The following is a 26,202-nucleotide window of genomic DNA, read 5'->3' as shown; positions in this document are numbered from 1 at the left end:
TGTCACACCCCCCTCTGTCCTGCCGGACATCTCCCCCGCAAGGGGGGAGATTGGATGTCGTTACCGATTTCGCCAATCGCCGACGTGGCAGAGATGGTGCTGTAGTCAAAACTGCCAATCTCCCCCCTTGCGGGGGAGATGTCCGGCAGGACAGAGGGGGGTGTGAAGGAACGCCCCGCTTTCCCAATTTTCAGCCTGCGGCGACGTAATGGCAAAGTCACGCGTCCAATTCATCTGCCAGAGTTGCGGATCGGTGCATCAGCGCTGGGCCGGCAAATGCGATGCCTGTGGCGAGTGGAACACGCTGGTCGAGGAAGGCACGTCCGGCGGCATCGGCTCGGGACCAGCCAACACGCGCAATGCCCGCAAGGGCCGCGCGGTGGTGCTGACCACGCTGTCCGGCGATATCGAGGACGCGCCGCGCATCATCTCGGGCATTGGCGAACTCGACCGCGCCACCGGCGGCGGTTTCGTGCGCGGCTCGGCGTTGCTGGTCGGCGGCGACCCCGGCATCGGCAAGTCGACGCTGCTCACCCAGGCGGCCGCGGCGCTGGCATCAAAAGGCCATCGCATCGTCTATGTTTCCGGCGAAGAGGCGGTCGCGCAGATCAGGCTGCGGGCGCAGCGGCTTGGCGTCGCCTCTTCTCCGGTGGAACTTGCCGCCGAGACCAATGTCGAGGACATCCTGGCGACGATCGCCGACGGCAAGCGGCCTGATCTCGTCATCCTGGATTCGATCCAGACGCTGTGGACCGACCTTGCCGATTCGGCGCCTGGGACCGTCACACAGGTGCGCGCCGCCGCCCAGGCGATGATCCGTTATGCGAAATCCACAGGGGCGGCGATCGTGCTGGTCGGCCATGTCACCAAGGAAGGCCAGATCGCCGGGCCGCGCGTCGTCGAGCACATGGTCGACGCCGTGCTCTACTTCGAAGGCGAAGGCGGCCATCACTATCGCATCCTGCGCACGGTGAAGAACCGTTTTGGACCGACCGACGAGATTGGCGTCTTCGAAATGTCGGACAAGGGCCTGCGCGAGGTCGCCAATCCGTCCGAGCTTTTCCTTGGCGAACGCCATGCCAAATCGCCGGGGGCGGCGGTTTTCGCCGGCATGGAGGGGACAAGGCCGGTGCTGGTCGAGATCCAGGCACTGGTCGCACCCTCCTCGCTCGGCACGCCGCGCCGCGCCGTCGTCGGCTGGGACGGCGCCCGGCTGTCGATGATCCTGGCGGTTCTCGAAGCCCATTGCGGCGTGCGCTTCGGCACTCACGATGTCTATCTCAATGTCGCCGGAGGCTACCGGATTTCGGAGCCCGCGGCCGATCTGGCAGTGGCGGCCGCCCTGGTTTCCTCGCTCACCGGTCTTGCCCTTCCCGCCGATTGCGTCTATTTCGGCGAAATCAGCCTTTCGGGCGCCGTGAGGCCGGTTGCGCATGCGCAACAGCGCCTCAAGGAAGCCGAAAAGCTGGGTTTTGGAAGCGCGGTTCTGCCCTCGGGCAGCGGGGAACTGGCCGGGGGGATCGGGGCCGGTTCTTTCCAGCCGACCGAGCTTGCCGACCTCGTGGCACGCATAGCCGGCTCACGCCGAAGCCGCGTGGACGAAGAAGATTAGAGCATCGGACCCAGAACCCGATGCTCCGCGCTATAATGCGGCTCATGGAGTGGGGCGAAAGACATGCCGATTACGCTGCTTGACGGAATTCTCGTCGGCTTCACTCTGGTCTCGGCGATGCTCGCCATGGTTCGCGGCTTCTCGCGCGAAGTCCTGTCCGTCGTCTCCTGGGCAGCGGCGGCAGCGGCGGCGTTCTTCTTCTACAAGCCGGTTGTGCCTTACCTCGCGCCCTACATCGAGAATGAAAAGGTCGCCATGGCGGCGGCCGCCGGCGTGGTTTTCATCATCGCGTTGATCGTCGTCTCGGTCATCACCATGAAGCTAGCCGACTGGATCATCGATTCCAGGATCGGCGCACTCGATCGTACGCTCGGTTTCCTTTACGGCGCCGCGCGCGGCATCCTGGTCGTTGCCGTCGCCCTGCTGTTCTTCAACTGGCTGGCCGGTGCCAAGGCACCAGCCTGGGTCACGGAGGCCAAGTCGCGGCCGCTGCTCGAACAGATCGGCGCCAAGCTCGAAAGCCTGCTGCCCGAGGATCCGGAAAACGCGATCCTCAAGAAGCTCAATCCGAATCAGCCGGCCGCCGAGACACCAGCTGCTCCGGACGCACCGGCGGCGGATGCTCCGGCGGGCGGCGACGATGCCAACACGCCGGCGCCTGACGACAATGACGCAACACCACCGGCCAACAACGCTCCGGCACCGACGGCACCGGCAAACTGACGCCGAAAACGACGTCAGGATCTGACGATGGTGTGAACGACCGCACGGCCCGCGTTGCTTTCGGCGCGAACCCGCATTATATGGCGATTTTAGCGGAGCTTAAGATGGCAGACGCAGACGACGTGCTTTCCGCCGAGGCCGACGACCATTTCCACGACGAATGCGGTGTGTTCGGCATTTTCGGCCGGCAGGACGCGGCAGCCATCGTCACACTGGGCCTGCATGCGCTGCAGCATCGTGGCCAGGAAGCGGCAGGCATCGTTTCTTATGACGGCAGCCAGTTCCATGTCGAACGCCATGTCGGCCTGATCGGCGACACCTTCACCAAGCAGCGCGTCATCGACAGCCTGCAAGGCAACCGCGCCATTGGCCATACCCGCTACGCCACGACTGGCGGCGCCGGCATGCGCAACATCCAGCCCTTTTTCGCAGAATTGGCCGATGGCGGCTTCGCCGTCGCCCACAACGGCAATCTGACCAACGCCATGACCGTGCAGCGCGCGCTGCAGAAGCAAGGCGCGATCTTCTCCTCCACCTCCGATACCGAGACGCTTTTGCACCTTGTCGCCACCAGCAAGGAGCGCGATTTGAACTCGCGTTTCATCGATGCGGTGCGGCAGGTCGAGGGCGCCTTCTCGCTGGTGGCGATGACGGCCAAGAAGATGATCGGCTGCCGCGATCCGCTCGGCATCCGGCCGCTGGTGCTCGGCGATCTCGACGGCGCCTGGATCCTGGCCTCCGAAACCTGCGCGCTCGACATCATCGGCGCTCGTTTCGTTCGCGACCTGAAGCCCGGCGAGATGGTCGTCGTCACGTCCAAGGGTATTGAAAGCCTGTTCCCCTTCGAACCGCAGAAGACCCGCTTCTGCATCTTCGAATATGTCTATTTCGCGCGGCCGGATTCCTCGGTCGAAGGCCGTAACGTCTATGAGGTGCGCAAGCGCATCGGCGCCGAGCTGGCGGTTGAAAGCCCGGTCGAGGCGGACATCGTCGTGCCGGTGCCGGATTCGGGCACGCCGGCGGCGATCGGCTTCAGCCAGGCCGCAGGCATTCCCTTCGAGCTCGGCATCATCCGCAATCATTATGTCGGCCGCACCTTTATCCAGCCGGGCGATTCGATCCGCCACATGGGCGTCAAGCTGAAGCACAATGCCAACCGCCGCATGATCGAGGGCAAGCGCGTGGTGCTGGTCGACGACAGTATCGTGCGCGGCACCACCAGCCAGAAGATCGTGCAGATGGTGCGCGACGCCGGCGCCAAGGAGGTGCATATGCGCATCGCCTCACCGCCGACACGCGCCTCCTGCTTCTACGGTGTCGACACGCCGGAGAAATCGAAGCTCCTGGCATCGCGCATGTCAATCGAGGAGATGGCCGAGTTCATTCGCGTCGATTCGCTCGGCTTCCTCACCATTGACGGGCTCTACCGCGCCGTCGGCGAAGCCAGCCGCGACAACGACCAGCCGCAATTCTGCGATGCCTGCTTCACCGGCCAGTATCCAACCCGCCTGCTCGACTTCGAAGGCCACGACAATGTGCGCACGCTGTCGCTGCTGGCGACGAGCGGGACGTAGGCCGGACCGTCATCAGCGTTAGTCAAATTCCCGGAATCCATCGCATGACCCTCGACCTTACCGGCCGCGTTGCGGTCGTCACCGGCGCCTCGCGCGGTATCGGCTATTTCATGGCCAAGGAATTGGCTGCCGCCGGCGCGCATGTCATTGCGGTGGCGCGCACTGTCGGCGGACTGGAAGAGCTCGACGACCAGATCAAGACGGCCGGCGGCCAGGCGACACTGGTGCCGCTCGACCTCGCCGACATGGCCGGCATCGACCGCCTGGGCGGCGCCATCCACGAACGCTGGGGCAAGCTCGACATTCTCGTCGCCAATGCCGGCGTTCTCGGCGTCATTTCGCCGATCGGTCATGTCGAAGCAAAAACCTTCGAGAAGGTGATGACCATCAACGTCACCTCGACCTGGCGGCTGATCCGCTCGGTCGACCCTCTGCTGCGGCTCTCCGATGCTGGACGAGCGATCATCCTATCTTCCAACGCAGCGCACTCGGCGCGTGCCTTCTGGGCGCCCTACGCGGCGTCCAAGGCCGCGGTGGAGACGATGATGCGCTCCTGGGCGCATGAGACGCAGAGCCTGCCGCTCCGGGTCAACGCCGCCGACCCCGGCGCCACCCGCACCGCCATGCGTGCCCAGGCAGTGCCGGGCGAGGATCCCGAGACGTTGCCGCACCCCGCCGAGATCGCCAAACGCATCGTGCCGCTGGCCAGCCCGGAGCTGAAAGAGACCGGATTGATCTTCCAAGCCAAGCACAATCGCTTCGTCGCCTATCGCCAGCCGGAATAAAACTAGAGCCTTTTTGACGCATGTCGGTTTCCCAAAAACCGCTGCACACTTTTAGGCGACATGCGTAGGGATTAAACAGGCCTCCGGCAACGTTTCTTCTGATGTAACCCGTCGAAGACCAACCGGAGGACCGACATGCGTAGACTGCTTCTCGCCACCGCCGCCACCCTGATCGCAGCCGCGGGCGCCGCTTACTCGCAAGATGCCAAGATGAGCTTCTTCGTTACCAGTGTCGGTTCCGGCAAGGGTGCCGACCTCGGCGGCCTCAAAGGCGCCGACGCGCATTGCGCGTCGCTGGCGGAAGCCGCTGGCGTCACCGGCAAAAGTTGGGCCGCCTATCTGTCGACCAGCGACACCGACGCCCGCGACCGCATCGGCAAGGGGCCATGGGTAAACGCAAAGGGCATCAAGATCGCCGACGATGTCGCCTCGTTGCACAGCGATGCCAACGGCATCACCAAGCAGACAGCGCTCAACGAGAAAGGCGAAGCGGTCAACGGCCGCGGCGACACGCCCAACCGCCACGACGTGCTGACCGGCTCCAAGCCCGACGGCACCAAGATCGCCGACCAGACCTGCGGCGACTGGACGATGAGCGGGGCGGAAGGCGCCGCTATGATGGGCCATCATGACCGCGCCGGCCTCGACGATTCGGCAGCGGCCAAATCCTGGAATTCCTCGCACGCTTCGCGCGGCGGCTGCAGCCAGGAGGCGCTCAAGGGCACCGGGGGCGACGGCTTGTTCTATTGTTTTGCCACCAACTGAGCCGATTTCGCTTCGAAATCGGGCTGCGAAACCCCCGTCACATCACGCGGCTGTGATGTGACGATGGAAGGCTGCGCCGCCGTCATGCTTTCGTCATTTCCGTGGAGTTGGTAAGGATCACAGCGACTCCCACAACAAGCGCCCACTGGCAGAATGAGGAAATCCCCATGGCTACGACCGCAGCAGCGTTGGTCTGGTATCTGGTAATCGCCGGCCCGCAAGGCGGCATGGTCGTGCTGCCCAGCACCTTCGACAAACGCGAACAGTGCACCGCCGCCATCACCGAATATCAGAAGCAGCCGACACCGGCCGGCTGGTCGGTGCAATGCGTGCCGAGCGCCTCGCCCTTCACTGACGAGGGCGACGCCGAAGAACCGTCAGCGCAGTAAGCGTCAGCGGCGCGCGCTCACCGTCAGCTCCGGCTTCTGGCTGATGGTCTGGAATACCACGCAATAACGCTCGGTCAGCTTCAGCAGCGAGTCTATCCGCTCCTGCGGCTCATCGGTGTCGAGGTTGAAATTGAGCCGGATGGCGCGAAAGCCGACCGGCGCATCCTTGGCGACACCGAGCGTGCCGCGAAAATCGAGATCGCCTTCGGCTTCCACCGTGGCGGCGCCGAGCTTGAACTCGAGCGCCGTCGCCACCGCCTTCAGCGTCACCCCGGCGCAAGCCACCAAGGCCTCCAGCAGCATGTCGCCCGAGCAGAGCTCAAGCCCTGAGCCGCCTGTTGCCGGATGCAGTCCGGCGATGGCGAGCGCCCTGCCCGTCTCCACCTTGCAGGCAACCGACTGGTCGTCGATCGAGCCCTTGGCGCGAAGCGTGATCAGGGCCTGCGAAGCATCGTCACGATAGGCCTGCTTCAGCGGCGCCTGCATGGCCTTCAGTTCGATCGCATCCATCCGCTTTCCCCTTTCGTCGACTGCTTGCGTCACCGGCATACGCCGTCCGGTCGAGATTTGCGACGATCACCGTGGGAAGGCAATGCCGTTCCGCAACAGGAGACAGCCGCCGACACCGATATCCCAAATGGGACATTGACGGACAAGGTCCCAAAACGTCTGATCCGGGCAAGTCATCACTCCATTTCCCGGCGGTCCCAAGATGCCCCGTACCCTCTCGACAAGGCCGAAACAGGATGGGTTTCGCGCGCCCGGCGAATTCGAACCCAAATCAGGCTGCTGGATGATCTGGCCGGAGCGACCGGACACCTGGCGCCTCGGCGCCAAGCCCGCGCAAAAGCTGTTCGCGGATGTCGCCGCGGCGATCGCGCAAAGCGAGCCGGTGACGGTGGCGGCCTCTGCTCGCCAGTGGCAGAATGCCCGAGCGCGATTGCCAGGCCATGTGCGCATCGTGGAGATGTCCACCAACGATTCCTGGCTGCGCGACAGCGGCCCCAATTTCGTCGTCAACGATCAAGGCGACGTGCGTGGCGTCGATTGGATCTTCAACGCCTATGGCGGTTTCGACGGCGGCCTCTATTCGCCATGGGACCTGGACGACCTGGCGGCGCAGAAAGTGCTCGAAATCGAGAACATGGATCGCTACCGGGCGCCGCTGATCGCCGAGGGCGGCGGATTGCAGTGCGACGGCCAGGGCACCCTCATCACGACGGAGCAATGCCTCCTCAACCGAAATCGCAACGCCCATCTCGGCAAGGCCGAAGTGGAACGCCAGCTCGGCGACTATCTCGGTGTCGATACCGTCATCTGGCTGCCACGCGGCCTCGCTTTCGACGAGACCGACGGCCATGTCGACGACGTCTGCTGCTTCGTGCGCCCCGGCGTGGTCGTGCTGAGCTGGACCGACAACCGGGAGGACCCACAATACGAGATTGTGCGAGAAGCCGAAGAGGTGCTGCGTTCGGCCCGCGATGCGCGTGGCCGCGCGCTGAAAGTTCATCGGCTGCCCCACCCCTTGCCGATCGAGATGACGCCGGAAGAAAGCGACAGCGTGGACCGGCTGGATTCGACCTGGGCGCGACCGGCCGGAAACCGGATCGCGGCGAGCTACATCAACTACTATCCGGGCAACAGCGTCGTGGTGGTACCGCAGTTCGGCTGCGATCTCGATGTGAGGGCCAAGCAGACGCTGGCCGAGCTGTTTCCCGACCACAAGATAGTCGGCATCGAAAACTCACGCGAGATCCTGCTGGGTGGCGGCAATGTCGCCTGCATCACCTTGCCAGTCTATGCCCCGCAACGGCGTTGAGGGAAGGGCATGCCCAAAACAGATAGCGAAAACGGAGGACATTTATGCGCGCTCTGATCTTCTCAACCCTGCTTGCCTGCGGCATCTGCGCAAATGCGGCTTCGGCTGACGAGGAAAAGATCGTCAACGTCTACAACTGGTCCGACTACATCGCGCAGGACACGGCCGAGAAATTCGAGAAGGAGACGGGCATCAAGGTTCGCTACGATGTCTATGACGGCAACGAGGTGCTTGAAACCAAGCTGCTCACCGGCGGCTCGGGATATGACGTGGTCTACCCCTCAGCCTATCCGTTCCTGAAGAACCAGGTGAAGGCGGGGGCGTTCCTGGAACTCGACAAATCGAAGCTTGCCAACCATTCGAAGATCGATCCGCAGGCCCTGGCGCTGATCGCTGGCGCCGACCCGCGGAACCTGCATGCCGTGCCCTATATGGCGGTCACCGACGGCATTGGCTACAACGTCGCCGCGGTGAAGCAGCGGCTGCCGGACGCGCCGACGGATTCCTTCGCCATGGTCTTCGACCTCGAAATGGTCAAGAAGCTGTCCGATTGCGGCGTGGCCATGATCGATGCGCCGGCGGAAGTCATCCCGATGGCGATGAACTATCTTCACATCGACCCCAAATCGACCAGTCCCGACGACCTCGCCAGGGTCGAGGACCTGATGGGCAAGGTGCGGCCCTACATCCGCTATTTCCATTCGTCCAAATACATCAACGACCTCGCCAACGGCGACATCTGCGTGGTGTTGGGCTGGTCGGGGGACATCCTCCAGGCAAGGACTCGTGCGGCGGAATCCGTGAAGAAGCTGGAGATCGCCTATTCCATTCCCAGGGAAGGCACGCTCATCAACTTCGATACGATGGCGGTGCCGAAAGATGCGCCGCATCCCGACAACGCCCAGGCCTGGATCGACTTCAATCTGCGGCCCGATATCGCCGCGGCCAATTCCAGCTATGTCTCCTACGCCAATGCGATACCGGAGTCCCTGCCGCTGATGGACAAGGCCATAGCCAGCGATCCCGGCGTCTTTCCGGCTGATGCCGTAAAGGCCAAGCTGTTCGTGGTCGACAACAACGACCCAAAGTGGCTGCGATCGCAAAACCGCATGTGGACGCGCATCGTGACGGGGCAATAGAGCCGGCGGGAGCCGTCAGGCTCAAGCGACGTCGCGGAGGGTCGCCAGCAGCTCGACCTGGGAGTGCACGCCGAGCTTGCGGTAGATCTGCTTGATGTGGTTGCGGACGGTGCCGGGCGAGACGGCGAGACTTCGCGAGATGGTCTTGGCGTTGCCACCATCGACCAGGTGCCGCGCAATCTCGGCCTCGCGCCTGCTCAGCCGCGAGCGAGCGTCACCGATTGCGGCGCCCTTGTGCCGGAAGCGGCACAGATGAAGCAATCTTCCCAAAATGAGCCTTGTCGCGCTGCTTGCCGCGCAAGCCGTTGCCAGATCCTGCTCGCCAAACGGTTCTGCCCCGTTTCGCCTGAGAAAAGTGACATAGCCAGCGGTCAGCCCGTCGAGATTGAACACGCCGGTGATCTCGTCGAAACTGTCGGAAGGGCCGAAGAATTCGCGATAGTAGGGGGTGCGCTGGAAGTCGCCATTGCGGAGTGCCGACAGCGGCAACAGGAAATCCTGCCTTGTGCTGGCGAACCTCTGGAAGAAGGGATCCTGGCGATACAGTCGTGCATCGTAGTCGCGGTTCCAGCGATCGGGGCCGGCATCGTCGATGGTCAGGGACGTGATATCGCGACGGTAAAAGCCGACATAGGCGCGGTCGGAGCCAAGCAACTCGCTCGCCGCTGCCGTGAAGCGAGCCGACAATTCTTCGGGAGTCGCGGCAACGGCCGCAGCGGCCACACCGCCGCTCCAGCGTCCAAACTGATCGAGGGAAACGTTCGACTGCATTCCGGCTCACAGTAGCGCAAGCCGTTACAAGTTCAAAACAGCCATTTCCTTTGACTTCGAACCTCTCGGCCATACCTATGCGGGAGTCGTTGTCGCGGAGCCATCATGCCGGTCAAGCTGAAACTGATCTGCCTTATCCTGCCGATGCTTGCCGTCCTGGCGCAGCCCGTCCTGGCTGAAACAGCGGAGCGGCCGGCGCCCTCGGGCGGCGTTCTGTCCCTGCTGCCGCCGCCGCAGACAACCAACCATTCGATCACGCTGGCCGGAAGAAAGCTGGATTACCAGGCAAAAGCCGCCACCCTGTCGCTGCTTTCCGGCAAGGGCGACGTCACGGCGGAGATCTTCTATGTCGCCTACACGCTGGAGCCGCCGGCAAGCGGGGCCAAAGACCCGCAGCGGCCGATCACCTTCGTGTTCAACGGCGGCCCTGGAGCAGCGTCCGCCTATCTGCATATCGGCGCTCTCGGTCCACGGATAATCGCGACGGGAGCCGACGGCGAATTCCTGCCGTCACCGCAAAGACTGATCGACAATCCGGACAGCTGGCTCGACATGACCGATCTCGTCTTCGTCGATCCGGTCGGAACCGGCTATAGCCGCGAGGCACCGGGGCAGGACACGCGCGATTTCTGGGGTGTCAACCAGGATGCCAGCTCGATTGGCGCCTTCATCCGGCTCTATCTCTCGCAGAACGGCCGCACCGGCTCGCCGCTGTTCCTTGCCGGTGAAAGCTATGGCGGGTTCCGCGCGGCGCTGCTCGCCAGGACATTGCAGGAAGATATCGGCATCAGTCCGAACGGCATCGTGCTGATCTCCCCGGCGCTGGAGTTCACGCTGGTGCAGCCCGACGAATTCGAGCCGCTGCATTGGGCGCTCGAACTGCCTTCACTGGCGGCGGTGCGCCTGCGCGCCGAAGGCGTCAGCGGCGATGCATTGCGGGAGAAGCTGGCAGACGTCGAACATTATGCGATGGGCGATTACCTTACGGCGCTCACCAGCGGACTGGAGCAAGGCAGGCGGCTGGCCAGTCAACGCGTGGCTGACATCACCGGCCTGCCGCTCGACCTGGTGCAGCGGAACTCCGCCCGCATTCCCACCGGCCTGTTCGCAAGGGAGTTCGCCCGCGCCAGCGGCAAGGTGCTCAGCCCCTATGACGCCACGATCGGCACGGCCGACATCGCGCCCGAGAGCGCTCGCATCGCCGGCCCGGATCCGGTGCTCGACCGCAGCGTGCCGGCGCTGACGTCGGCGTTCGTCGGCTATATCAGCGACGAACTGCATTTCCGCACCGATGTCAGCTATCGGCTGCTCAATGGCGAAATCAGCCATAATTGGGACTACGGGACCAGCGCGTCACGGCAAGGCTATGCCGGGGTAATGGACGATCTGCAGCGAGCACGCTCGCTGAACCCCTCGCTCGGCGTCGTGATCGTCAACGGCTACACCGACCTGGTCACGCCTTACCTCGCCTCGCGCTACCTGGTGAACCAGATCCCGTCGCTCGCCAATGCCAAGCCTATCCGTCTCGATGTCGTCGAGGGCGGGCACATGATGTATTTCCGATCCGATGGTCGGCGCGCCCTGAAAGAGGCCGCTTCGGAGCTTTACCAGGCGACGCAATAGGCTTGGCGACAGTGCAACTCGCCATGGACCCCTGCCCCAACATAAGCACCGGGCTGGCGTAGCGCCGCAGCGGTTTTCGCCCGTATAGCTTGGTGCCAAGGGAGCTGAATTCACAGTTCCCTTGTGTCGCTCCTCACAGCATTTCTGCCGCTCCGGCAATTTTGGTCCCACGCGCCTTATGGCCGATATCGCCATTCTCGAAACACGCGAGCGGGTTCTTGCAGGCATCCTGCTGACCGGTGCGGCCTATCTGCTGTTTTCGACACAGGATGCTTCGATCAAGCTGTTGGTCGTCGGCATGAGCGTCTGGCAGATCATGTTCTTCCGCAGCATCACCATTCTGGGTGCGTGCGCGGCGATCGGCGGACGACAGTTGTTTGCTGACACGATGCGCTCGCCGATCGTGCGGCCGATGCTGGTGCGCAGTGCCTTCACGCTTGCTGCGTGGCTCTGCTACTACAACGCGGCGCGCAGCCTGCAGCTCGCCGAACTGACCACCGTCTATTACGCGGCCCCAATCATTGTCACCGTGCTTTCGGTGTTCCTGCTCGGCGAAAAAGTGCCGATGCTGCGCTGGCTGGCGGTGCTGATCGGCTTTGCCGGCGTGTTCATCGCTTGCGATCCGACTCATCTCGGCCTGTCCGTGCCGGTGCTGCTGGTGCTGGCGGCCGCCTTCTTGTGGGGCATCGCCATCGTACTCTTGCGCAAAACCGCCCTTGCCGAGCGCTCGATGATCCAACTCCTGCTCAACAATTTCTATTTCCTGCTGTTTTCGGCGGTACCGGCGTTGTTGTGGTGGCGGACACCGGACGGGGCTCAGTTGCTGCTCCTTGCCAGCGTCGGCGCACTCGGCGGCCTGGCGCAGTATCTTCTCTTCGAGGGCATGAAGCGCACACCGGCCTCGGTGCTGGCACCGCTGGAATACACCTCGCTGTTGTGGGCGTTCGCGCTCGGCTTTGCGATCTGGGGCGACGTGCCGCGCCGCGAAGTCTTCCTGGGTGCCGCCCTGATCGTCGCCGCCGGCCTGTTGATCGTCGGCACCGAGCATTTCCGCAAACGGCTATGATGTGCATGGCCATGATTGCTGACACTACGATGTCAGGACCAAGCGGCGTAGGCTGGTTGCATGACTGACTTTGCAGCCGCCACCGACACCGCCGCGGAGCGCACACTCGGCATCATCCTGGTGTCGTCCTCAGCTGCCGTTTTCGGCCTGACCGGTGTCCTGACAAAGTCGATCCATGCCGACCCGTTGACCATCATCTGCTGGCGCGGCTTTGTCGGCGCGATCCTGATCAGCTTCTATGTGCTGTGGCGGCGTCACCGTTCCGGCAACCGCGAAACGCTGCGGCTTGGCTGGCGCGGCTGGCTGCTGGCGGTGGAAGGTGCGCTGGCCAGCATCGCCTTCATATCGGCGTTCAAGTTCACCTTCGTCGCCAATGTCGCCGTCATCTATGCCACAGCACCTTTCGTCACCGCACTGCTGGCCTGGGTTCTGACGCGCGAACCGTTCCGGTTGCAGACGATGGTCGCCGCCGCCGTGTCGCTGTGCGGCGTGGCGATCATGGTCTGGTCCGGCTTCGGCAGCGGCAATCTGTTCGGCGACGGACTGGCACTGCTGATGACCATCGGCAGCGGCCTCTACATGATCATGGTACGCGCCTTCCGCGACACGCCCGTGGTGTGGGCCGGTGCGGTGTCGGCCTTCCTGTTGTTCGTGCTCGGCTGGTTCGTCACCGATCCGCTGGCGGTTTCGCCAAGGGATGCGGTTCTGCTCGTCACTTTCGGCGCGTCCTTCGCGCTGTCCTCGATCCTGTGGACGGAAGGCGCGCGGCTCATCCCGCCGGCCGAATCCGGGCTGCTCGGCTCGGCCGAAGTGCCGTTCGCGATCCTGTTTGCCTTCCTGTTCCTGGGCGAGATTGCACCAGCCGCCAGCATGATCGGCGGCGTCATCGTGTTGTGCGCGGTGTTCGCCCATGCGGGGCGGGATTGGCTGATGGCCCGCTCGCAACGCTTGGCCGGCCCGCAACGCGTGGCGTCAAATATTTCTTAAAAAAGTGACGCGGTCACGGAACCATCATCCGGGTCAGGCATTATTGCTGCGACGGGCCATCCCCAAGTCCCCCCAAACCCCTCGGCCCGTCCTACTCCAAGCCGACCGTAAGGTCGGCTTTTTCTTTGGGCATTCAACCGCCCGGCAGGGCAAGGTTGCCACTGAGAAGGGCCGCCAGATCGCCCGCCGGACCATCGGAGCCAGCGAGCAACCGGATGGCGAACTCAGCCATTGGAACATGCGGCAGGCCAAGTTCGCGCGGCGCCTCGACAATGCCGGAATGGGCAAAGCGAGCCGTTCGCAGCGTCAGCGCGACACCGGCGTTCACCGCCGTGCGCAGGCCGGCCAGACTGGCGCTGCCGGCAGCGATGCGGTAGCGGCGGCCGGCAGCATCGAGTGCGGCAAGTGCTGCCTCGCGAAAACCGCAATACGGATCGAGCAGCGCCAGCGGCAATTCCTCCTGCCGCGAAGCCAGCCCTTTTTGTGAGCATAGCCATATCATCGGCTCCCGCAGCACGCCGACTTCGTCCGGCGCTGCCGCCTGGCGCATGACGATCGCCAGATCGAGGCCGCCAGACTGCAGCGCCTGCGCCAGCTCTGCCGAGCGGCCGACCCGCAGTTCGATCCTGACGCGTGGATGACTGACGGCGAAGGCTCGCAGCAGATCCGGCAGGCCGCTGTCGGCAAAATCCTGCGTCGTGCCGATGGCGACGCGCCCGGCAGCGCGCACGCCCTTCAGTGCCAGCCAAGCCTCGCGATGGGCGGCAAGGATCCGCCTGGCATGGCCGACGAGGTCTTCGCCTGCAGGGGTCAAGCCGCGTCCTCGCCCTTGCGGCGCCAGCAGCGGCTCACCGACGATTTCCTCCAGCCGCTGCATCTGGGCGGTCACCGCCGAGGGCGAGCGGCCAACGCTTGCAGCCGCCTGGGCCAGCGAGCCGCTGTCGACGAAAGCAAGGAAGGTTCGGAGCAGATCGGGATCCAGTGTTTCCATACTTCGATCTTATCGAATCTTCAGTTAAAAACAATTCGATTTTTTTGACCTAAAGATGATGGCATGGTTGTTTCAACGGCGATCGGACGCCGCTCAAGCCAAGGAGAAGAAAAATGCCCATCATCAACGTCAGCGTCACCGGCAAGCCTGACGCGGCGCTTTCCGCTCGCATCGCAAAGGAGGCCACGGAAATCACCGCGACGCAGCTGCGCAAGGACCCGACGATCACGGCAGTTGCCGTGTCCTATGTCGATCCGCAGCACTGGTTCGCCGGCGGCAAGTCGCTGGCCGAGCACGGCACCAACACGTTCTGGCTTGATATCAAGGTGGTCGACGGCACCAACACCAAGCTCGAGCTGGAAGCCTATCTGAAGGCGATCTTCGCAGCCTTCGGCCGTCTGCTGGGCGCAGTGCACGAGGAGAGCTACGCCTTCGTGCATGAAGTGCCGGCAGCCGCTTACGGCTATGGCGGCAAGACGCAGGAATTTCGTTTCATCAGTGGACGGCTGCAGGCGGCGTGAGAAGCAGCTTCCCGCACCAAGGGAAGCAAAAGCTCCGCATTGACCTTGCTCCCACATCGTCTAGGTTCTGGCCGACACGGCCGCAAAGAGCCGAGATGCTAAAAACGTTGGGAGAGACGCGGCATGATCCTGACACTGGCGCTGCTTGCGGGTCTTGTTCTGGCCTGGCTGCTGATCGGCGTGGCGGAAAAATTCCGCCTCGGCCTGCGCTTCACCCAGGCGCTGCTCTATGTGCCGTTCAAGCTCGCCTACCGGATCGGAGATAGCCGCATCAGGATCGCCCGCAAGGCGCAGGCCCCAGTCATCTACGTCATCTCGCATCAATCGCGCTTCGAGCCGGCGCTGATGCTGTCGCTGCTGCCGGAAGACACGCTGCATATTCTCGATGAGGTCTCGGCGCGCTCGCCGTGGCTCGAACCTTGGCGCGAGCTTGGCCGCACCATCGCCTTCAACGCCGAACATGTCTTCGTCAGCCGCCGGTTGGTGCGGGTGCTGAAGGGCAAGGGCCGGCTCGCTGTCTATTTGCCGGATGCGGTCGAGCCCGACGTCAAGACGTTTCGGCTGTTTCGTGCCGTCACCCGCATCGCCATGCAGGCCGATGCCAAGATCGTGCCGATCTTCGTCGGCGGCGCGCGCAGCCTGCCGGTGTCGCTGACGCCCGCGGACAAGGCACCACGACACTGGTTTCCGCAGCTGTCGATCAGCGTGCTGGAGCCGATGACCATCGCCGAACTGGTGGCGCGCAATCCCGAGCAGGCCTCGAACACCAACGCGCTGTTCGACCGTGTCGCCGAGGCGCGGCTCTTCGGCACCAACCTCGATCGTGGCCTGTTCCTGGCCATGCGCGATGCCGCCGACCGCGTCGGCGCTTCGCACACGATCATAGAAGACGTCATCTTGGGTGCGTTGAGCTACCGCAAGATGTTCATCGGCGCCCGCGTCCTGGGCAGGCGCTTCGAGGCCGTCACGGCGCCGGGCGAAGCGGTCGGTGTGATGCTGCCCAACGCCAATGGCGTCGTGCTGTCGCTCACCGGCCTTCTGTCGGCCGGCCGGGTGGCGGCGATGATCAACTATACGGCCGGGCCGGCGAGCGTCACCGCGGCCGTGCGCACGGCGGTGATAAGGACCGTGATTTCGTCCCGCGCGTTCGTCGAGAAGGCCGACCTTGCCGATATCGTCGCGGCGGTCGAAAAGGGCGGCGCCAGGCTGCTTTGGCTGGAGGATGTGCGGGAAAGCGTAACCACATTGGACAACCTTGCCGCCGCCTTGCTGTGGCGCTGGCCGCTGCAGCGGCAGGATGCGGCCAAGCCGGCGGTGATCCTGTTCACCTCCGGTTCGGAAGGCACGCCGAAAGCGGTCGTGCTGTCGCACAAGAACCTTTACGCCAACGCCATGCAGGCCGAGGCGCGGATCACCATCTCGCCCGCCGACATCCTGCTCAACGTGCTGCCGGTGTTCCATTCGTTCGGCCTGACGGGCGGCACCATCCTGCCGCTGGTCACCGGGGTAAAGCTGTTCCTCTACCCCTCGCCGCTGCACTACAAGATCATTCCCGAGGTTGCGCGCAAGGTAAAACCGACCATCATGTTCGGCACCGACACATTCCTCGCCAACTATGCGCGCACCGCCAAGGACGGTGATTTTTCCAGCCTGCGCTTCGTCGTCGCCGGCGCCGAGGCGGTGAAGCCGGAAACCCGCCGCGTCTACCGCGAACGCTTCCAAGCCGAAATCATCGAAGGGTTCGGGCTGACGGAGGCGGCACCCGTGGTTGCCGTCAACACCGCAATCCATGGCCGCGACGGCACGGTGGGTCGGCTGCTGCCGGCCATGCGCATGAAGCTCGAGCCGGTCGACGGCATCTCCGACGCCGGCCAATTGTGGCTCGACGGACCGAACCTGATGATGGGCTACATGACCGCGGACCGCCCCGGTGAATTGCAGCCGCTGACCGGCTGGCACGACACCGGCGACATCGTTGCCGTCGACCGCGAAGGCTTCATCACCATTCGCGGACGCGCCAAGCGCTTCGCCAAGATCGCCGGCGAGATGGTGTCGCTGGGTGCGGTGGAGATGCTGGTGCAGTCGCTGTGGCCGGAAGAGCACCACGCGGCTGTGGCCGTGCCCGACAAGAGGCGCGGCGAGCGCATCGTGCTGGTCACCACCGCCGACGACGCCAATCCCGACGAATTGCGCAAATTCGGCAAACAGGCGGGTGCTGCCGAACTGATGGTGCCGAACGACATCGTTAAGGTCGAGGAAATCCCGGTGCTGGGATCCGGCAAGACCGACTATGTGTCGACGAGAAAGCTGGCGATCGACAGGCTGGGGCTCGGCGTCGCGGCGTAAATACCTCGCGGTCGTCATCCTAGGGCGAAGCAAGGAGCGAAGCGACGCGGCGCAGACCCTAGGATCCATTCCGTGACATTCACGTCACGCGCGGCCATTCAGAAGGCGACCGGCGCCAAGCGATTGCCAGTTCTCGTCCGTTGCGCTTTTTGGCTGAGGTCACGGCATGGATCCCAGGGTCTTCGCAACGTCGCTTCGCTCCTGCTTCGCCCTAGGATGACGAAAGCGTAGGTTCTAACCTATATCCGAAGGCGGCACCTTCTCGCCCTCCAGCTTGGCGCGCTTCGAATAGGCGCGCACGCTGAACGGCAGGAAGATCAGGTAGCCGGCGACCGAAGCGGTCAGCGTGTACCAGGGATAGGTCATCAACAGGAGCACGTAGAGGACGACACCCAGGATGATCGGCAACACCTTGTCGCCCGGGATTCTCAGGCTCTTGCCGGAATAGACAGGCAGCCGGCTGACCAGCAGGAAAGCGACCAGGATGGTGAAGCCGGTGGCGACGAAGGCTGCTGGACGACTGGGCTCCAGACCTGTGCGCAGGAAATAGAGATAAAGCGGCAGCATCACCAGCACGGCGCCAGCCGGCGCCGGCACGCCGACGAAATATTCGGACTGCCATATGGGGCGATCGGCCTTCTCGTCATCGAGCACGTTGAAACGGGCGAGGCGCAGCCCGCAGGCGATGGCGAACAGCAGTGCCGCGATCCAGCCCGGCGAACCGGCGCGGTCGAGCAGGAAGGCATAGAGCACCAGAGCCGGCGCCACGCCGAAATTGACGATGTCGGCCAGCGAATCCATCTGAGCGCCGAATTTGGATGTCGCCTTCAGCATCCGCGCCAAGCGGCCGTCAATGCCGTCGAGGAAGGCTGCAAGCAGCACCATCACCACCGCCGGCTCGAAGCGGCCTTCGAAGCCGAAGCGGATGCCGGACAGGCCGGCGCAAATGGCGAGCACGGTGACCAGATTGGGCAGCACCATGCGCATCGGGATTTCGCGGATGCGCGGACCGCCGCTGGCATGGGCCTCGAACTTTTTGTATTGCGTGCCCACCGGTCAGGAAACCCGAACAAGAGGCGTGCCGGCAACACCGCCGAATTCGGCCAGCACGGTTTCGCCGCCAACCGCCGTCTGGCCGACTGCAACGCGCGGCGTCGCGGTCAGGGGCAGGAACACATCGACACGCGAGCCGAAGCGGATCAGGCCAAAACGCTCGCCAGTGCCGATCGAGCCGCCGGCCTCGGCCCAGCAGACGATGCGGCGCGCCACCAGGCCGGCGATCTGGACGGCCGCGACCGTGCCATTGGGGCTCTCGATGACCAGGCCGTTGCGCTCGTTCTCGGTGCTGGCCTTGTCCAGTTCGGCATTGAGGAATTTGCCCGGCCGATGTTCGATTTTCGCAATACGGCCGCGCACCGGGGCGCGGTTCACGTGGCAGGAGAAGACGTTCATGAACACCGAGATGCGGGTCATCTCGACATTGCCGAGGCCGAGTTCGCGCGGCGGCACGGCGGGTCCGACCGCCGAGATGATGCCGTCGGCGGGGCTGACCACCAGGCGGTCATCTACCGGCGTGACGCGCTCGGGATCGCGAAAGAAATAGACGCACCAGGCCGTCAGTATCAGACCGATCCAGAACAGGATCGAGGAGAAATAACCGAGGAAAAGCGTCGCCGCGCCAAAGGCTGCGATGAAGGGATAGCCCTCGCGATGGATCGGTACGAACGCGTTCTTGACCGTATCGACAAGGCTCATCGGTAATAAACAGGCTCCGTTTCAAGTCCGGCCTCAATAGCCGAAAGCCCCCCTCGCCGCAACGCAACAATAGGGAAGGCCGTATTGGGTGCGCCGGCAGGGGTCGCGATCCGCTTGCTAGGTCGGTGTCGTTGTCGGCAGAATTCGGGACACCGACGGTTCAAGGCGCCGGAAAAGGTTGCCCGTCCATGATCCCAAATCCGAAGGCTTCTGAAGCCCGCACCGGCCAGGTGCTCAGCGTCGAAGCGCCGGCACCTGGCATCGGCTGGCGGTAGCAGCCTTGCTACAGCCCGGGAACCCTCTGATAGTTGGCGATGTCGGCGCGAACGCCGAGCCGGGCGATCGTCTCCTGCGGGTTGAAGGCGATGCGCTCGTGCGCGGCTTTGACGATCGGCACGACGTTGTCGACGGCCGCCTGGCTCTCCCATTCGACGATGGTGACGAGGTTGAATTCGCCTGGGCCTGAGAATTGCTCGAGCAGGAAATCCTGCACAAAGCCTTGTTGCAGGCGCAGCAATTCATGCGTCGTCCGGACCTTGGCGAGTATCTCCTTGCGAGCGGCGGCCGGGACGACGAATTTGTCCACCCTGAACACGCTGCCCCCGTCAACAGTCTGATTTGTCTCGCTCATTCGATTGCTCCGTTTTTTAAACACGCTAGTTGGCGGGCTCCAAGAACGGCCTACGATCTCAACTTAAGTTGAGGTCAAGCGGAAATTTTCTCTTTTCCCCTCGTTGGAGAAGGAAACGGTGTCAATTCACCTCCGACGTTCGTCGACGAACGACAACGCCAAGCTCGTCGCCCTCGCGGGCGATGCGTAGGCGCTCCTCGGCCTCGGTCGCCTCGCGCTGGCGGTCCCACATCGAGGCGTAGAGGCCATGCTTGCGCATCAGCTCGGCATGGGTGCCGCGCTCGGCGATCTGGCCGTCCTGCAGCACGATGATCTCATCAGCGGTAATCACCGTCGACAGGCGGTGGGCGATGACGATGGTGGTGCGGCCACGGCTGACCAGATCGAGCGCGGCCTGGATTTCCTGTTCGGTGTGGCTGTCGAGCGCCGAGGTCGCTTCGTCGAGCATCAGGATCGGCGGCGCCTTCAGGATGGTGCGGGCGATCGCCACGCGCTGCTTCTCGCCGCCCGAAAGTTTTAGCCCGCGTTCGCCGACCATCGACTTGTAACCGTCAGGCAATCGCTCGATGAACGGGCCGATCTGGGCGAGTTCGGCGGCCTTCTGCATATCCTCCTCGCTGGCGCCGATGCGGCCATAGCGGATGTTGTAGGCGATGGTGTCGTTGAACAGTACGGTGTCCTGCGGCACCATGCCGATCGCTCCGCGCAGGCTCTCCTGCGTCACGTCCCTGATATCCTGGCCGTCGATCAGCACCTGGCCGGACTGGACGTCGTAGAAGCGGAACAGAAGCCGCGAGATGGTCGACTTGCCGGCGCCCGAGGGCCCGACAATGGCCACGGTCTTGCCGGCCGGCACCTCGAAGCTGATGCCCTTCAGGATCTTGCGGTTGGGGTCATAGGAAAAATGCACGTCGCGGAACTCGACCTTGCCGGCGCTGACAGTAAGTGGCTTCGCGTCCGGCTTGTCGACGATCTCCTGCGGCACATCCAGAAGGTCGAACATCTGCTCGATGTCGGTCAGCCCCTGGCGGATTTCGCGGTAGATGAAGCCGATGAAATTGAGCGGCACCGACAGCTGCATCAGCATGGCATTGATGAAGACGAAGTCGCCGACCGTCTGCGTGCCGGCCTGCACTTCCAGCGCCGACATGCACATGACGATGACGGTGCCGAGGCCAAAGATGATGCCTTGGCCGAAGTTCAGCCAGCCGAGCGAGGTCCAGATCCGGGTCGCTGCGACCTCGTAGCGTGCCATCGAGCGGTCGAAGCGCTCGGCTTCCATGCCCTCATTGTTGAAATATTTCACCGTCTCGTAATTGAGCAACGAGTCGATTGCCTTGGTGTTGGCATCGGTGTCGCTGTCGTTCATGTCGCGGCGGATCGAGATGCGCCAGTCGCTGGCGCGGACCGTGAACCAGACATAGACCCAGACGGTGACCGCGACGACGACTACGTATTTCCAGCCATAGGTGTAGGCGAAGATGCCGGTGGTCAGCGCGAATTCGAGGATGGTCGGCGCCGTGTTGAGCATGATGAAGCGCACGATCGTCTCGATACCCTTGGTGCCGCGCTCGATGATGCGCGACAGGCCGCCGGTGCGGCGCTCGAGATGGAAGCGCAGCGACAGTTGGTGCATGTGGACGAAGGTGCGGAAGGCGAGCTGGCGCACCGCGTATTGGCCGACACGGGCAAACAAGGCGTCGCGCAATTGATTGAAGCCAAGTTGCACCAGGCGCACGACATTGTAGGCAACGACCAGCATGACCGGCGCCAGCAGAAAACTCGGCAGCGGCGGCACCGATTTGGCGTCGCCGGCCAGCGCGTCGGTCGCCCATTTGAAAAAATAGGGACCGGCGACCAGCGTCAGCTTGGCGACGACCAACAGAAGCGTCGCCCATGTGACCCGGGCTCTCAGATCGGCGCGATCCGCCGGCCACATATAGGGCCACAAATTGAGCAGCGTCTTGAAGGTCGAGGAGTCGGAGACGGTTTTTTCGGCCATTTCTTGTGCCTTCTTCTTATGTCTTTTTGACCATGATCTCGTCCGAGAACCGGGCTCCACTTTTCGGGATCATGGTCTAGCGGCCGGAGCAGCAGGAATTGACGAGCGCGGCCACCGACGCGGAAACATCGGCAAGTGCGGCACGATCGACCTCGTAGCGCGAGCGCTGACGGTCGGGTTCGAACCGGACCAGCCCGGCTTCGACCAGTATCTTCAAATGTTGTGACACAGTGGACTGCGCCAGCTCGAAACGGTCGACAACCTCGCGGCAGCAGCAGGAGTTGCTTGCGGACAGGTATTTCAGGATTTCGATCCGAGCCGGGTGCGAAAGTGCTGCCAGCCGGGTGGCAACGGCTCGGCTGTCCGGGGCGCAGCCAGGCATACCTATTTCAGCTAGGGATTCGCTCATCGTCCATCGGCGATAAACGATGGTCGACGCTGCTGCAAGCTACTCTTCTGGGCAGAGCAGATAGCGGCTAACGCTTTGGACTGGACTTCTCGATCCCCGGGATGCCGGCAATCCGCTCAGCCAGGAAGTCGACCATCAGGCGGACCCTTGCAACGCCCGCGCGCTCCGGGACGATCAGCATGTTCAAAGGGGCGGACGGCAGTGAATAATCATCCAGTATCGTCTCGAGCAGGCCCGCCGCCAAAAGATCGTCGACAAGCCATCGGTGAGCCGGTGCGACCCCTCGACCCGCGAGCAAAGCCTCGCGCGCGGCAAGCCCATGGTCGACACGCAGGCGCCCCGCGAAAGGCACCATATGGCGCTCGCCTCCGGCGCCCTGCAAGGCAAGAGTTTCACTCCCCGCCACGTTCGACATCCGGATACCCTCATGTCCAGACAGATCCGACGGGATAGCCGGTCTGCCTCGCTGCGCCAGATAATCCGGCGATGCCACGAGCAGGCGCCGTGACAGGCCGAGGGCCCGCAGCCTCAATGAGCTGTCGGTGAGCGGCCCCAACCGAAGCGCGATGTCGACACCTTCCCTGACGAGGTCGACACGCTCATCGCTGAGGCTGAGGTCAACGCCGATGTCGGGATATCGGTCCTGAAAGTCGAAGATGAGTCGGCTGGTGTGCAAGACCCCGAAAGCGGCAGTACAGGATATCCGGACGGTGCCGGCCGGCGCGCCACGTGCGCCCCGCGCTTCGTCGCCGGCCTGCTCGACAAGGCGCAGGATCTGGACGCTGTTGGCATAGTAGCGGCTGCCCTCGTCGGTCAGCGTGACCCGCCGGGTGGTCCTGCTGAGCAAAGGCGCACCCACTGCCTCTTCGAGTTCCTGCAGATGCCGCGTGACCGTCGATTGTCCGATACCCAGTTCACCGGCAACCAAGGACAGATTGCCCCGTTCCGCGACGCGAACGAAGGTGCGCATGCGTTCGAGGGTGATGTCCGATTTATCCACTATTCGGCACAATCTTATGCATTACGAATATATAGCGGATTGCGTCGATATTGCCTAGCTAAGGGACCAGTTTTTCAATCCCCGGAGTCCCCCGCATGAAAATCCTACTTGTCTTCGCACATCCCGAATCCCGCTCGCTCAACGGCGCGCTCCGCGACGTCGCCATCAGAGAACTCGAGGCACAAGGCCACGAAGTGCGGGTGACGGACCTCTACGCCCAGGGTTGGAAATCAGCGGTTGATCGGGCCGACTTTCCGGTTTTGGCGCCGGGCGCGCGGCTGATGCCTGCCGCAGCGTCAAAAAAGTCTTTCGAGGCCGACGCGCTGACAGAGGACGTCAAGGCCGAGATCGCAAAGCTGCTATGGGCGGATGCCCTGATTCTCCAATTTCCGCTCTGGTGGTTTGCCATGCCGGCGATCCTCAAGGGCTGGGTCGACAGGGTCTTTGCCTACGGCTTCGCTTACGGCGTGGGCGAACATAGCGACAAACGATGGGGCGACCGCTACGGCGAGGGAACCTTGATGGGCAAGCGCGCAATGTTGATCGTGACCGCCGGCGGCTGGGAGGAGCACTATGCCCCTCGCGGCGTCAACGGACCAATTGATGATCTGCTGTTCCCGATCAACCACGGGATCCTCTACTACCCGGGCTACGACGTCCTTCCGCCATTCGTCGTCTACAGCGTCGACCGCTTCGGTGAAGCCGACTTCGAACCCACCGCCGAGCGCCTGCGCGAGAGGATGAGAACGCTCGCGACCACGCAACCCATCCCCTATCGCCGGCAGAATGGCGGCGACTATTTGATTCCGAGCATGAAACTACGCCCCGACCTGGGGGATCCGAACATGATCGGATTCAAACTGCACCTGAGCGGCTCAGCACACCAGTAGATTTCGACCTGGACGGCCTTGGATCTAGTTGGTCTTGGCCGGCGCTGTCGTTGCCTGCTCGCCCATCGTCTTGAGGTCGGCTGCCTCGCCTTCCTTCGACTTTTCCGGGACCTTGAACACCTGCCCCGGCCAGATGCGGTCGGGATCACTGATCTGGTCCTGGTTGGCGAGGTAGATGGTCGAGAAGCGTACGCCATGGCCGTAGACGCGCCGCGAGATCCGCCACAGCGTATCGTTGCGGCGGATGATGACGGCGCCGTCGGCATGTTCGAGCTTGGGCGCCACGGTCTCGGGCACATCGCTTGGCGGCGTCGCCTCCGCCACAACGGCCGGAGCCTCGGTGGCGGGAGCAGGCGTCGTGGCCGGGGCCGTCCCGGCCGCGGCCGGCGCCTCGGCGGCGGCAGGTGCGGCCGGCTTGGGCTGAACGGGCTTCGGCGCCGAGGGTGCCACGGCGGCGACCGCTTCGCCGGGCTCGCGCTCGAACGGCACGGCTGCGCGGGCCACAACTGTCACACCGTCGGTATCGAGGCCGTCGACACGAATTGTGTAGCTGCCGACCGGAATGTCGCGCGTCGCCTCGACCAGGAAATGACCGTCCGTCGAAGTTTGCGCATCACCGAGCAGGATATCGTTGGCATAGGCGCGCACCTTGCGGCCGGCATCGGCGAGACCGGCGACAAAGATCTTGCTGCCGTCGATCTCGACCGCCTCGACGACGATCTTGGGCTCGGTCACGCCTGCAGCGGGCGGCGTCGCCGGCGCTGCAGGAGCCGGTGCTGCTTCTACCACGGCAGGAGCCGGTGCTGCTTCTACGACGGCAGGTGCCGGGGCGGCTGGTGCCGGAGCAGTTGCGGGCGCTTCGGCTGCGGGAGCAGCCGGCGCGGCGGCCGGAGCAGCTGGCTTTGTTTCGGGCGCCGGAACGGTGAGCAGTTCGGCCGGTTTGCCCGGCTCCTCGACCATTGCCAGCACCTGGCCGGCGGCATCCTTGGGAACCGAAACGACAGCGGTCTGCACCGAAGGGGTGACGACATCGCCCGTGGTCGCGCGCAGTGCGATTGTATAGTCGCCGGGCTTCAGCGGATCGTCCAGCACGATGACAAATGCGCCATCGGGACCGGCAACCGTCGAGCCAAGCACGGTCGTGCCGTTGAGGATCTCGACCTTTGCGTTGGGCGCTGCATTGCCGGCAACGACGATCGAGCCATTGCCCTCGACGCGCACGACGTCAAAGGACGGTGCGACGGGACCGGCCGCAGCCGGCGCCGCCGCGGCCGGTGCCGTTGCCTGGGGCACCGCGGCGGGAGCCGCGGGGACCTCCGCGGCGGGCAGCCGCGCTTCGGTGCCGGGATCGGCCGATTTTGGCGCTGCGGGCGACGTCTGCGCCGCCACTTGCGCCGGCGGCGTGGGATTGAGATACGGGTCGAGTGCGCCCGATACATAGGCGGTTCCCGCGGCAGCAACGGTCCCACCCGCCGCGAACAGGAACGCCTTCAGTGGATTAATTGCCATATTTCCCTACCCCTTAGCCACCTAACGCCGGTCTAGCTTGTTTTGCCAATGCCGACAAGAAAAACGGGCCGACAAGAAAAAGCCCGGGCTTGTTGACCCTTGGGGCTTGACCACGCTTTCAGACCCAATCACCAATCATCGGCATGAACACGATTCGATCCGTCTGCGTCTATTGCGGCTCGTCTCCGGGCCGTGATGAAATCTATATCAAGGCCGGAAACCTGCTCGGACGCTCGATTGCCAAAGCAGGAATGCGGCTGGTCTATGGCGGCGGCACCAAAGGCATCATGGGCGCTGTCGCCGAAGGCGCTTTGCGCGCCGGCGGCAAGGTGACGGGCATCATTCCGCGCTTCCTGATCAACAGGGAGGCAACCGAAACCGCGCTTGACCGGCTCGACGAGTTGCTGATCACCGACAACATGCACGAGCGCAAACACAAGATGTTCGAGAAATCCGACGCCTTTGTGGCGCTGCCGGGGGGCATCGGCACGGTCGAGGAGATCGTCGAGGTGATGACCTGGGCGCAGCTTGGCCATCATCGCAAACCGATCGTCTTCGGCAATGTCGGAGGATTCTGGGATCCGATGCTGACGCTGCTCGATCACATGGCCGCTGAGGGCTTCATCCACACCGCGCAACGGGTCAAGCCGCTGGTTGTCGACGACCCCGAAGCGATCGTCGCCGCCATCATGGTGGCTGGATCCTCCGTAGACGCCCCGACCGAGGGCGTGCAGTCGGTGATAGACAAGATGTAGGGGAATACGGGAGTAAGGCAGTAGGGGAATATGTGAAGTGCCTGGGAACGGCGCCCCCTATTCCCCTATTCCCCTATTCCCCTATTCCCCTATTCCCCTATTCCCCTATTCCCCTATTCCCCTATTCCCCTATTCCCCTA

At 63.6% G+C, this 26,202-nt stretch carries 25 protein-coding genes; 15 read left to right on the top strand and 10 right to left on the bottom strand.

What is annotated here, in order from left to right; translation table 11 throughout:
- Positions 1-208 precede the first annotated feature (208 nt).
- The 6 genes from radA to NKH97_RS19780 all read left to right on the top strand — a co-directional run bounded on the left by radA (position 209) and on the right by NKH97_RS19780 (position 5,848).
- Positions 209-1,612, top strand: coding sequence for a DNA repair protein RadA (radA, locus tag NKH97_RS19805; RefSeq protein ID WP_023813748.1), 1,404 nt, complete (start codon positions 209-211; stop codon positions 1,610-1,612).
- 63 nt (positions 1,613-1,675) lie between these two features.
- Positions 1,676-2,335, top strand: a complete 660-nt coding sequence (locus NKH97_RS19800; RefSeq protein ID WP_352442167.1) for a CvpA family protein — start codon at positions 1,676-1,678, stop codon at positions 2,333-2,335.
- Between the two features lie 104 nt (positions 2,336-2,439).
- Complete coding sequence (purF, locus tag NKH97_RS19795) at positions 2,440-3,909, top strand: amidophosphoribosyltransferase (protein WP_013532528.1); 1,470 nt, start codon at positions 2,440-2,442, stop codon at positions 3,907-3,909.
- 44 nt (positions 3,910-3,953) lie between these two features.
- Positions 3,954-4,694, top strand: a complete 741-nt coding sequence (locus tag NKH97_RS19790; RefSeq protein ID WP_352442166.1) for an SDR family NAD(P)-dependent oxidoreductase — start codon at positions 3,954-3,956, stop codon at positions 4,692-4,694.
- A gap of 135 nt (positions 4,695-4,829) precedes the next feature.
- Positions 4,830-5,459, top strand: a complete 630-nt coding sequence (locus NKH97_RS19785; protein ID WP_128303064.1) for a hypothetical protein — start codon at positions 4,830-4,832, stop codon at positions 5,457-5,459.
- 167 nt (positions 5,460-5,626) lie between these two features.
- Positions 5,627-5,848, top strand: a complete 222-nt coding sequence (locus NKH97_RS19780; RefSeq protein WP_013532531.1) for a hypothetical protein — start codon at positions 5,627-5,629, stop codon at positions 5,846-5,848.
- 3 nt (positions 5,849-5,851) lie between these two features.
- Here the strand turns inward: NKH97_RS19780 and NKH97_RS19775 are convergent, their stop codons facing one another.
- Positions 5,852-6,358: an OsmC family protein gene (locus NKH97_RS19775; protein WP_352753438.1), complete on the bottom strand. Its 507-nt coding sequence runs from the start codon at positions 6,356-6,358 to the stop codon at positions 5,852-5,854.
- Positions 6,359-6,560: 202 nt separating this feature from the next.
- On the opposite strand from NKH97_RS19775, the gene aguA reads away from it, so the two are divergent.
- On the top strand, positions 6,561-7,667 hold the full coding sequence (aguA, locus tag NKH97_RS19770; protein WP_352753440.1) for an agmatine deiminase: 1,107 nt from the start codon (positions 6,561-6,563) through the stop codon (positions 7,665-7,667).
- 44 nt (positions 7,668-7,711) lie between these two features.
- Positions 7,712-8,806 (top strand): polyamine ABC transporter substrate-binding protein, encoded by a 1,095-nt coding sequence (locus NKH97_RS19765; protein WP_352550560.1) that lies wholly within the window; start codon positions 7,712-7,714, stop codon positions 8,804-8,806.
- 21 nt (positions 8,807-8,827) lie between these two features.
- Here the strand turns inward: NKH97_RS19765 and NKH97_RS19760 are convergent, their stop codons facing one another.
- The gene (locus NKH97_RS19760) at positions 8,828-9,529 is read right to left on the bottom strand and encodes a helix-turn-helix transcriptional regulator (protein WP_352753442.1); all 702 of its coding nucleotides are present in this window, start codon (positions 9,527-9,529) and stop codon (positions 8,828-8,830) included.
- A gap of 153 nt (positions 9,530-9,682) precedes the next feature.
- Between NKH97_RS19760 and NKH97_RS19755 the strand changes: the two genes are divergently transcribed.
- From NKH97_RS19755 to NKH97_RS19745, 3 genes are all read left to right on the top strand, one after another.
- Positions 9,683-11,200: a S10 family peptidase gene (locus NKH97_RS19755; RefSeq protein ID WP_128303059.1), complete on the top strand. Its 1,518-nt coding sequence runs from the start codon at positions 9,683-9,685 to the stop codon at positions 11,198-11,200.
- A 178-nt stretch (positions 11,201-11,378) separates the two neighbouring features.
- Positions 11,379-12,266 carry a DMT family transporter gene (locus NKH97_RS19750; RefSeq protein ID WP_128303058.1) on the top strand — a complete coding sequence of 296 codons (888 nt, stop codon included), beginning with the start codon at positions 11,379-11,381 and terminating at the stop codon, positions 12,264-12,266.
- Positions 12,267-12,326: 60 nt separating this feature from the next.
- Positions 12,327-13,253 (top strand): DMT family transporter, encoded by a 927-nt coding sequence (locus NKH97_RS19745; RefSeq protein ID WP_352677475.1) that lies wholly within the window; start codon positions 12,327-12,329, stop codon positions 13,251-13,253.
- A gap of 133 nt (positions 13,254-13,386) precedes the next feature.
- Here NKH97_RS19745 and NKH97_RS19740 read toward each other — a convergent pair whose 3' ends face one another.
- The gene (locus NKH97_RS19740) at positions 13,387-14,244 is read right to left on the bottom strand and encodes a LysR substrate-binding domain-containing protein (RefSeq protein ID WP_352773967.1); all 858 of its coding nucleotides are present in this window, start codon (positions 14,242-14,244) and stop codon (positions 13,387-13,389) included.
- Positions 14,245-14,357: 113 nt separating this feature from the next.
- On the opposite strand from NKH97_RS19740, the gene NKH97_RS19735 reads away from it, so the two are divergent.
- A complete protein-coding gene (locus NKH97_RS19735; protein WP_352609784.1) occupies positions 14,358-14,765 on the top strand; it encodes a tautomerase family protein in 408 nt (135 codons plus the stop codon).
- Positions 14,766-14,888: 123 nt separating this feature from the next.
- The gene (locus tag NKH97_RS19730; RefSeq protein WP_352609786.1) at positions 14,889-17,111 is read left to right on the top strand and encodes an AMP-binding protein; all 2,223 of its coding nucleotides are present in this window, start codon (positions 14,889-14,891) and stop codon (positions 17,109-17,111) included.
- A 234-nt stretch (positions 17,112-17,345) separates the two neighbouring features.
- Here the strand turns inward: NKH97_RS19730 and NKH97_RS19725 are convergent, their stop codons facing one another.
- From NKH97_RS19725 to NKH97_RS19700, 6 genes are all read right to left on the bottom strand, one after another.
- On the bottom strand, positions 17,346-18,164 hold the full coding sequence (locus NKH97_RS19725) for a CDP-alcohol phosphatidyltransferase family protein (protein WP_502895160.1): 819 nt from the start codon (positions 18,162-18,164) through the stop codon (positions 17,346-17,348).
- Between the two features lie 3 nt (positions 18,165-18,167).
- Positions 18,168-18,866 (bottom strand): phosphatidylserine decarboxylase, encoded by a 699-nt coding sequence (locus NKH97_RS19720; protein ID WP_352442157.1) that lies wholly within the window; start codon positions 18,864-18,866, stop codon positions 18,168-18,170.
- A 283-nt stretch (positions 18,867-19,149) separates the two neighbouring features.
- Positions 19,150-19,497 carry an antibiotic biosynthesis monooxygenase family protein gene (locus NKH97_RS19715; protein ID WP_023813733.1) on the bottom strand — a complete coding sequence of 116 codons (348 nt, stop codon included), beginning with the start codon at positions 19,495-19,497 and terminating at the stop codon, positions 19,150-19,152.
- Positions 19,498-19,618: 121 nt separating this feature from the next.
- The gene (locus NKH97_RS19710) at positions 19,619-21,499 is read right to left on the bottom strand and encodes an ABCB family ABC transporter ATP-binding protein/permease (protein WP_023813732.1); all 1,881 of its coding nucleotides are present in this window, start codon (positions 21,497-21,499) and stop codon (positions 19,619-19,621) included.
- A 76-nt stretch (positions 21,500-21,575) separates the two neighbouring features.
- A complete protein-coding gene (locus NKH97_RS19705) occupies positions 21,576-21,908 on the bottom strand; it encodes an ArsR/SmtB family transcription factor (protein ID WP_502897083.1) in 333 nt (110 codons plus the stop codon).
- Positions 21,909-21,975: 67 nt separating this feature from the next.
- Positions 21,976-22,908 (bottom strand): LysR family transcriptional regulator, encoded by a 933-nt coding sequence (locus NKH97_RS19700; protein ID WP_031213735.1) that lies wholly within the window; start codon positions 22,906-22,908, stop codon positions 21,976-21,978.
- Positions 22,909-23,003: 95 nt separating this feature from the next.
- On the opposite strand from NKH97_RS19700, the gene NKH97_RS19695 reads away from it, so the two are divergent.
- Entirely contained in the window at positions 23,004-23,798 is a 795-nt protein-coding gene (locus NKH97_RS19695) for an NAD(P)H-dependent oxidoreductase (protein WP_023813729.1), read from the top strand.
- Between the two features lie 24 nt (positions 23,799-23,822).
- Here NKH97_RS19695 and NKH97_RS19690 read toward each other — a convergent pair whose 3' ends face one another.
- A complete protein-coding gene (locus NKH97_RS19690) occupies positions 23,823-25,307 on the bottom strand; it encodes a LysM peptidoglycan-binding domain-containing protein (RefSeq protein ID WP_128303054.1) in 1,485 nt (494 codons plus the stop codon).
- A 143-nt stretch (positions 25,308-25,450) separates the two neighbouring features.
- Here NKH97_RS19690 and NKH97_RS19685 point away from each other — a divergent pair, with 143 nt between their 5' ends.
- On the top strand, positions 25,451-26,062 hold the full coding sequence (locus NKH97_RS19685) for an LOG family protein (protein ID WP_023812907.1): 612 nt from the start codon (positions 25,451-25,453) through the stop codon (positions 26,060-26,062).
- Positions 26,063-26,202 lie beyond the last annotated feature (140 nt).

Source organism: Mesorhizobium sp. M0870, assembly GCF_040319775.1.
Taxonomy (GTDB): domain Bacteria; phylum Pseudomonadota; class Alphaproteobacteria; order Rhizobiales; family Rhizobiaceae; genus Mesorhizobium.
This window is presented reverse-complemented; position numbering and strand designations above follow the sequence as displayed.

Bases quoted from the DNA above. Each gene is read 5' to 3' on its own strand.
- NKH97_RS19775 (WP_352753438.1), bottom strand. From the start codon at position 6,358: ATGGATGCGATCGAACTGAAGGCCATGCAGGCGCCGCTGAAGCAGGCC.
- aguA (WP_352753440.1), top strand. From the start codon at position 6,561: ATGCCCCGTACCCTCTCGACAAGGCCGAAACAGGATGGGTTTCGCGCG.
- NKH97_RS19750 (WP_128303058.1), top strand. From the start codon at position 11,379: ATGGCCGATATCGCCATTCTCGAAACACGCGAGCGGGTTCTTGCAGGC.
- NKH97_RS19745 (WP_352677475.1), top strand. From the start codon at position 12,327: ATGACTGACTTTGCAGCCGCCACCGACACCGCCGCGGAGCGCACACTC.
- NKH97_RS19690 (WP_128303054.1), bottom strand. From the start codon at position 25,307: ATGGCAATTAATCCACTGAAGGCGTTCCTGTTCGCGGCGGGTGGGACC.
- NKH97_RS19780 (WP_013532531.1), top strand. From the start codon at position 5,627: ATGGCTACGACCGCAGCAGCGTTGGTCTGGTATCTGGTAATCGCCGGC.
- NKH97_RS19715 (WP_023813733.1), bottom strand. From the start codon at position 19,497: ATGAGCGAGACAAATCAGACTGTTGACGGGGGCAGCGTGTTCAGGGTG.
- radA (WP_023813748.1), top strand. From the start codon at position 209: ATGGCAAAGTCACGCGTCCAATTCATCTGCCAGAGTTGCGGATCGGTG.
- NKH97_RS19710 (WP_023813732.1), bottom strand. From the start codon at position 21,499: ATGGCCGAAAAAACCGTCTCCGACTCCTCGACCTTCAAGACGCTGCTC.
- purF (WP_013532528.1), top strand. From the start codon at position 2,440: ATGGCAGACGCAGACGACGTGCTTTCCGCCGAGGCCGACGACCATTTC.
- NKH97_RS19800 (WP_352442167.1), top strand. From the start codon at position 1,676: ATGCCGATTACGCTGCTTGACGGAATTCTCGTCGGCTTCACTCTGGTC.
- NKH97_RS19735 (WP_352609784.1), top strand. From the start codon at position 14,358: ATGCCCATCATCAACGTCAGCGTCACCGGCAAGCCTGACGCGGCGCTT.
- NKH97_RS19685 (WP_023812907.1), top strand. From the start codon at position 25,451: ATGAACACGATTCGATCCGTCTGCGTCTATTGCGGCTCGTCTCCGGGC.
- NKH97_RS19785 (WP_128303064.1), top strand. From the start codon at position 4,830: ATGCGTAGACTGCTTCTCGCCACCGCCGCCACCCTGATCGCAGCCGCG.
- NKH97_RS19765 (WP_352550560.1), top strand. From the start codon at position 7,712: ATGCGCGCTCTGATCTTCTCAACCCTGCTTGCCTGCGGCATCTGCGCA.
- NKH97_RS19790 (WP_352442166.1), top strand. From the start codon at position 3,954: ATGACCCTCGACCTTACCGGCCGCGTTGCGGTCGTCACCGGCGCCTCG.
- NKH97_RS19695 (WP_023813729.1), top strand. From the start codon at position 23,004: ATGAAAATCCTACTTGTCTTCGCACATCCCGAATCCCGCTCGCTCAAC.
- NKH97_RS19720 (WP_352442157.1), bottom strand. From the start codon at position 18,866: ATGAGCCTTGTCGATACGGTCAAGAACGCGTTCGTACCGATCCATCGC.
- NKH97_RS19740 (WP_352773967.1), bottom strand. From the start codon at position 14,244: ATGGAAACACTGGATCCCGATCTGCTCCGAACCTTCCTTGCTTTCGTC.
- NKH97_RS19730 (WP_352609786.1), top strand. From the start codon at position 14,889: ATGATCCTGACACTGGCGCTGCTTGCGGGTCTTGTTCTGGCCTGGCTG.
- NKH97_RS19755 (WP_128303059.1), top strand. From the start codon at position 9,683: ATGCCGGTCAAGCTGAAACTGATCTGCCTTATCCTGCCGATGCTTGCC.
- NKH97_RS19705 (WP_502897083.1), bottom strand. From the start codon at position 21,908: ATGAGCGAATCCCTAGCTGAAATAGGTATGCCTGGCTGCGCCCCGGAC.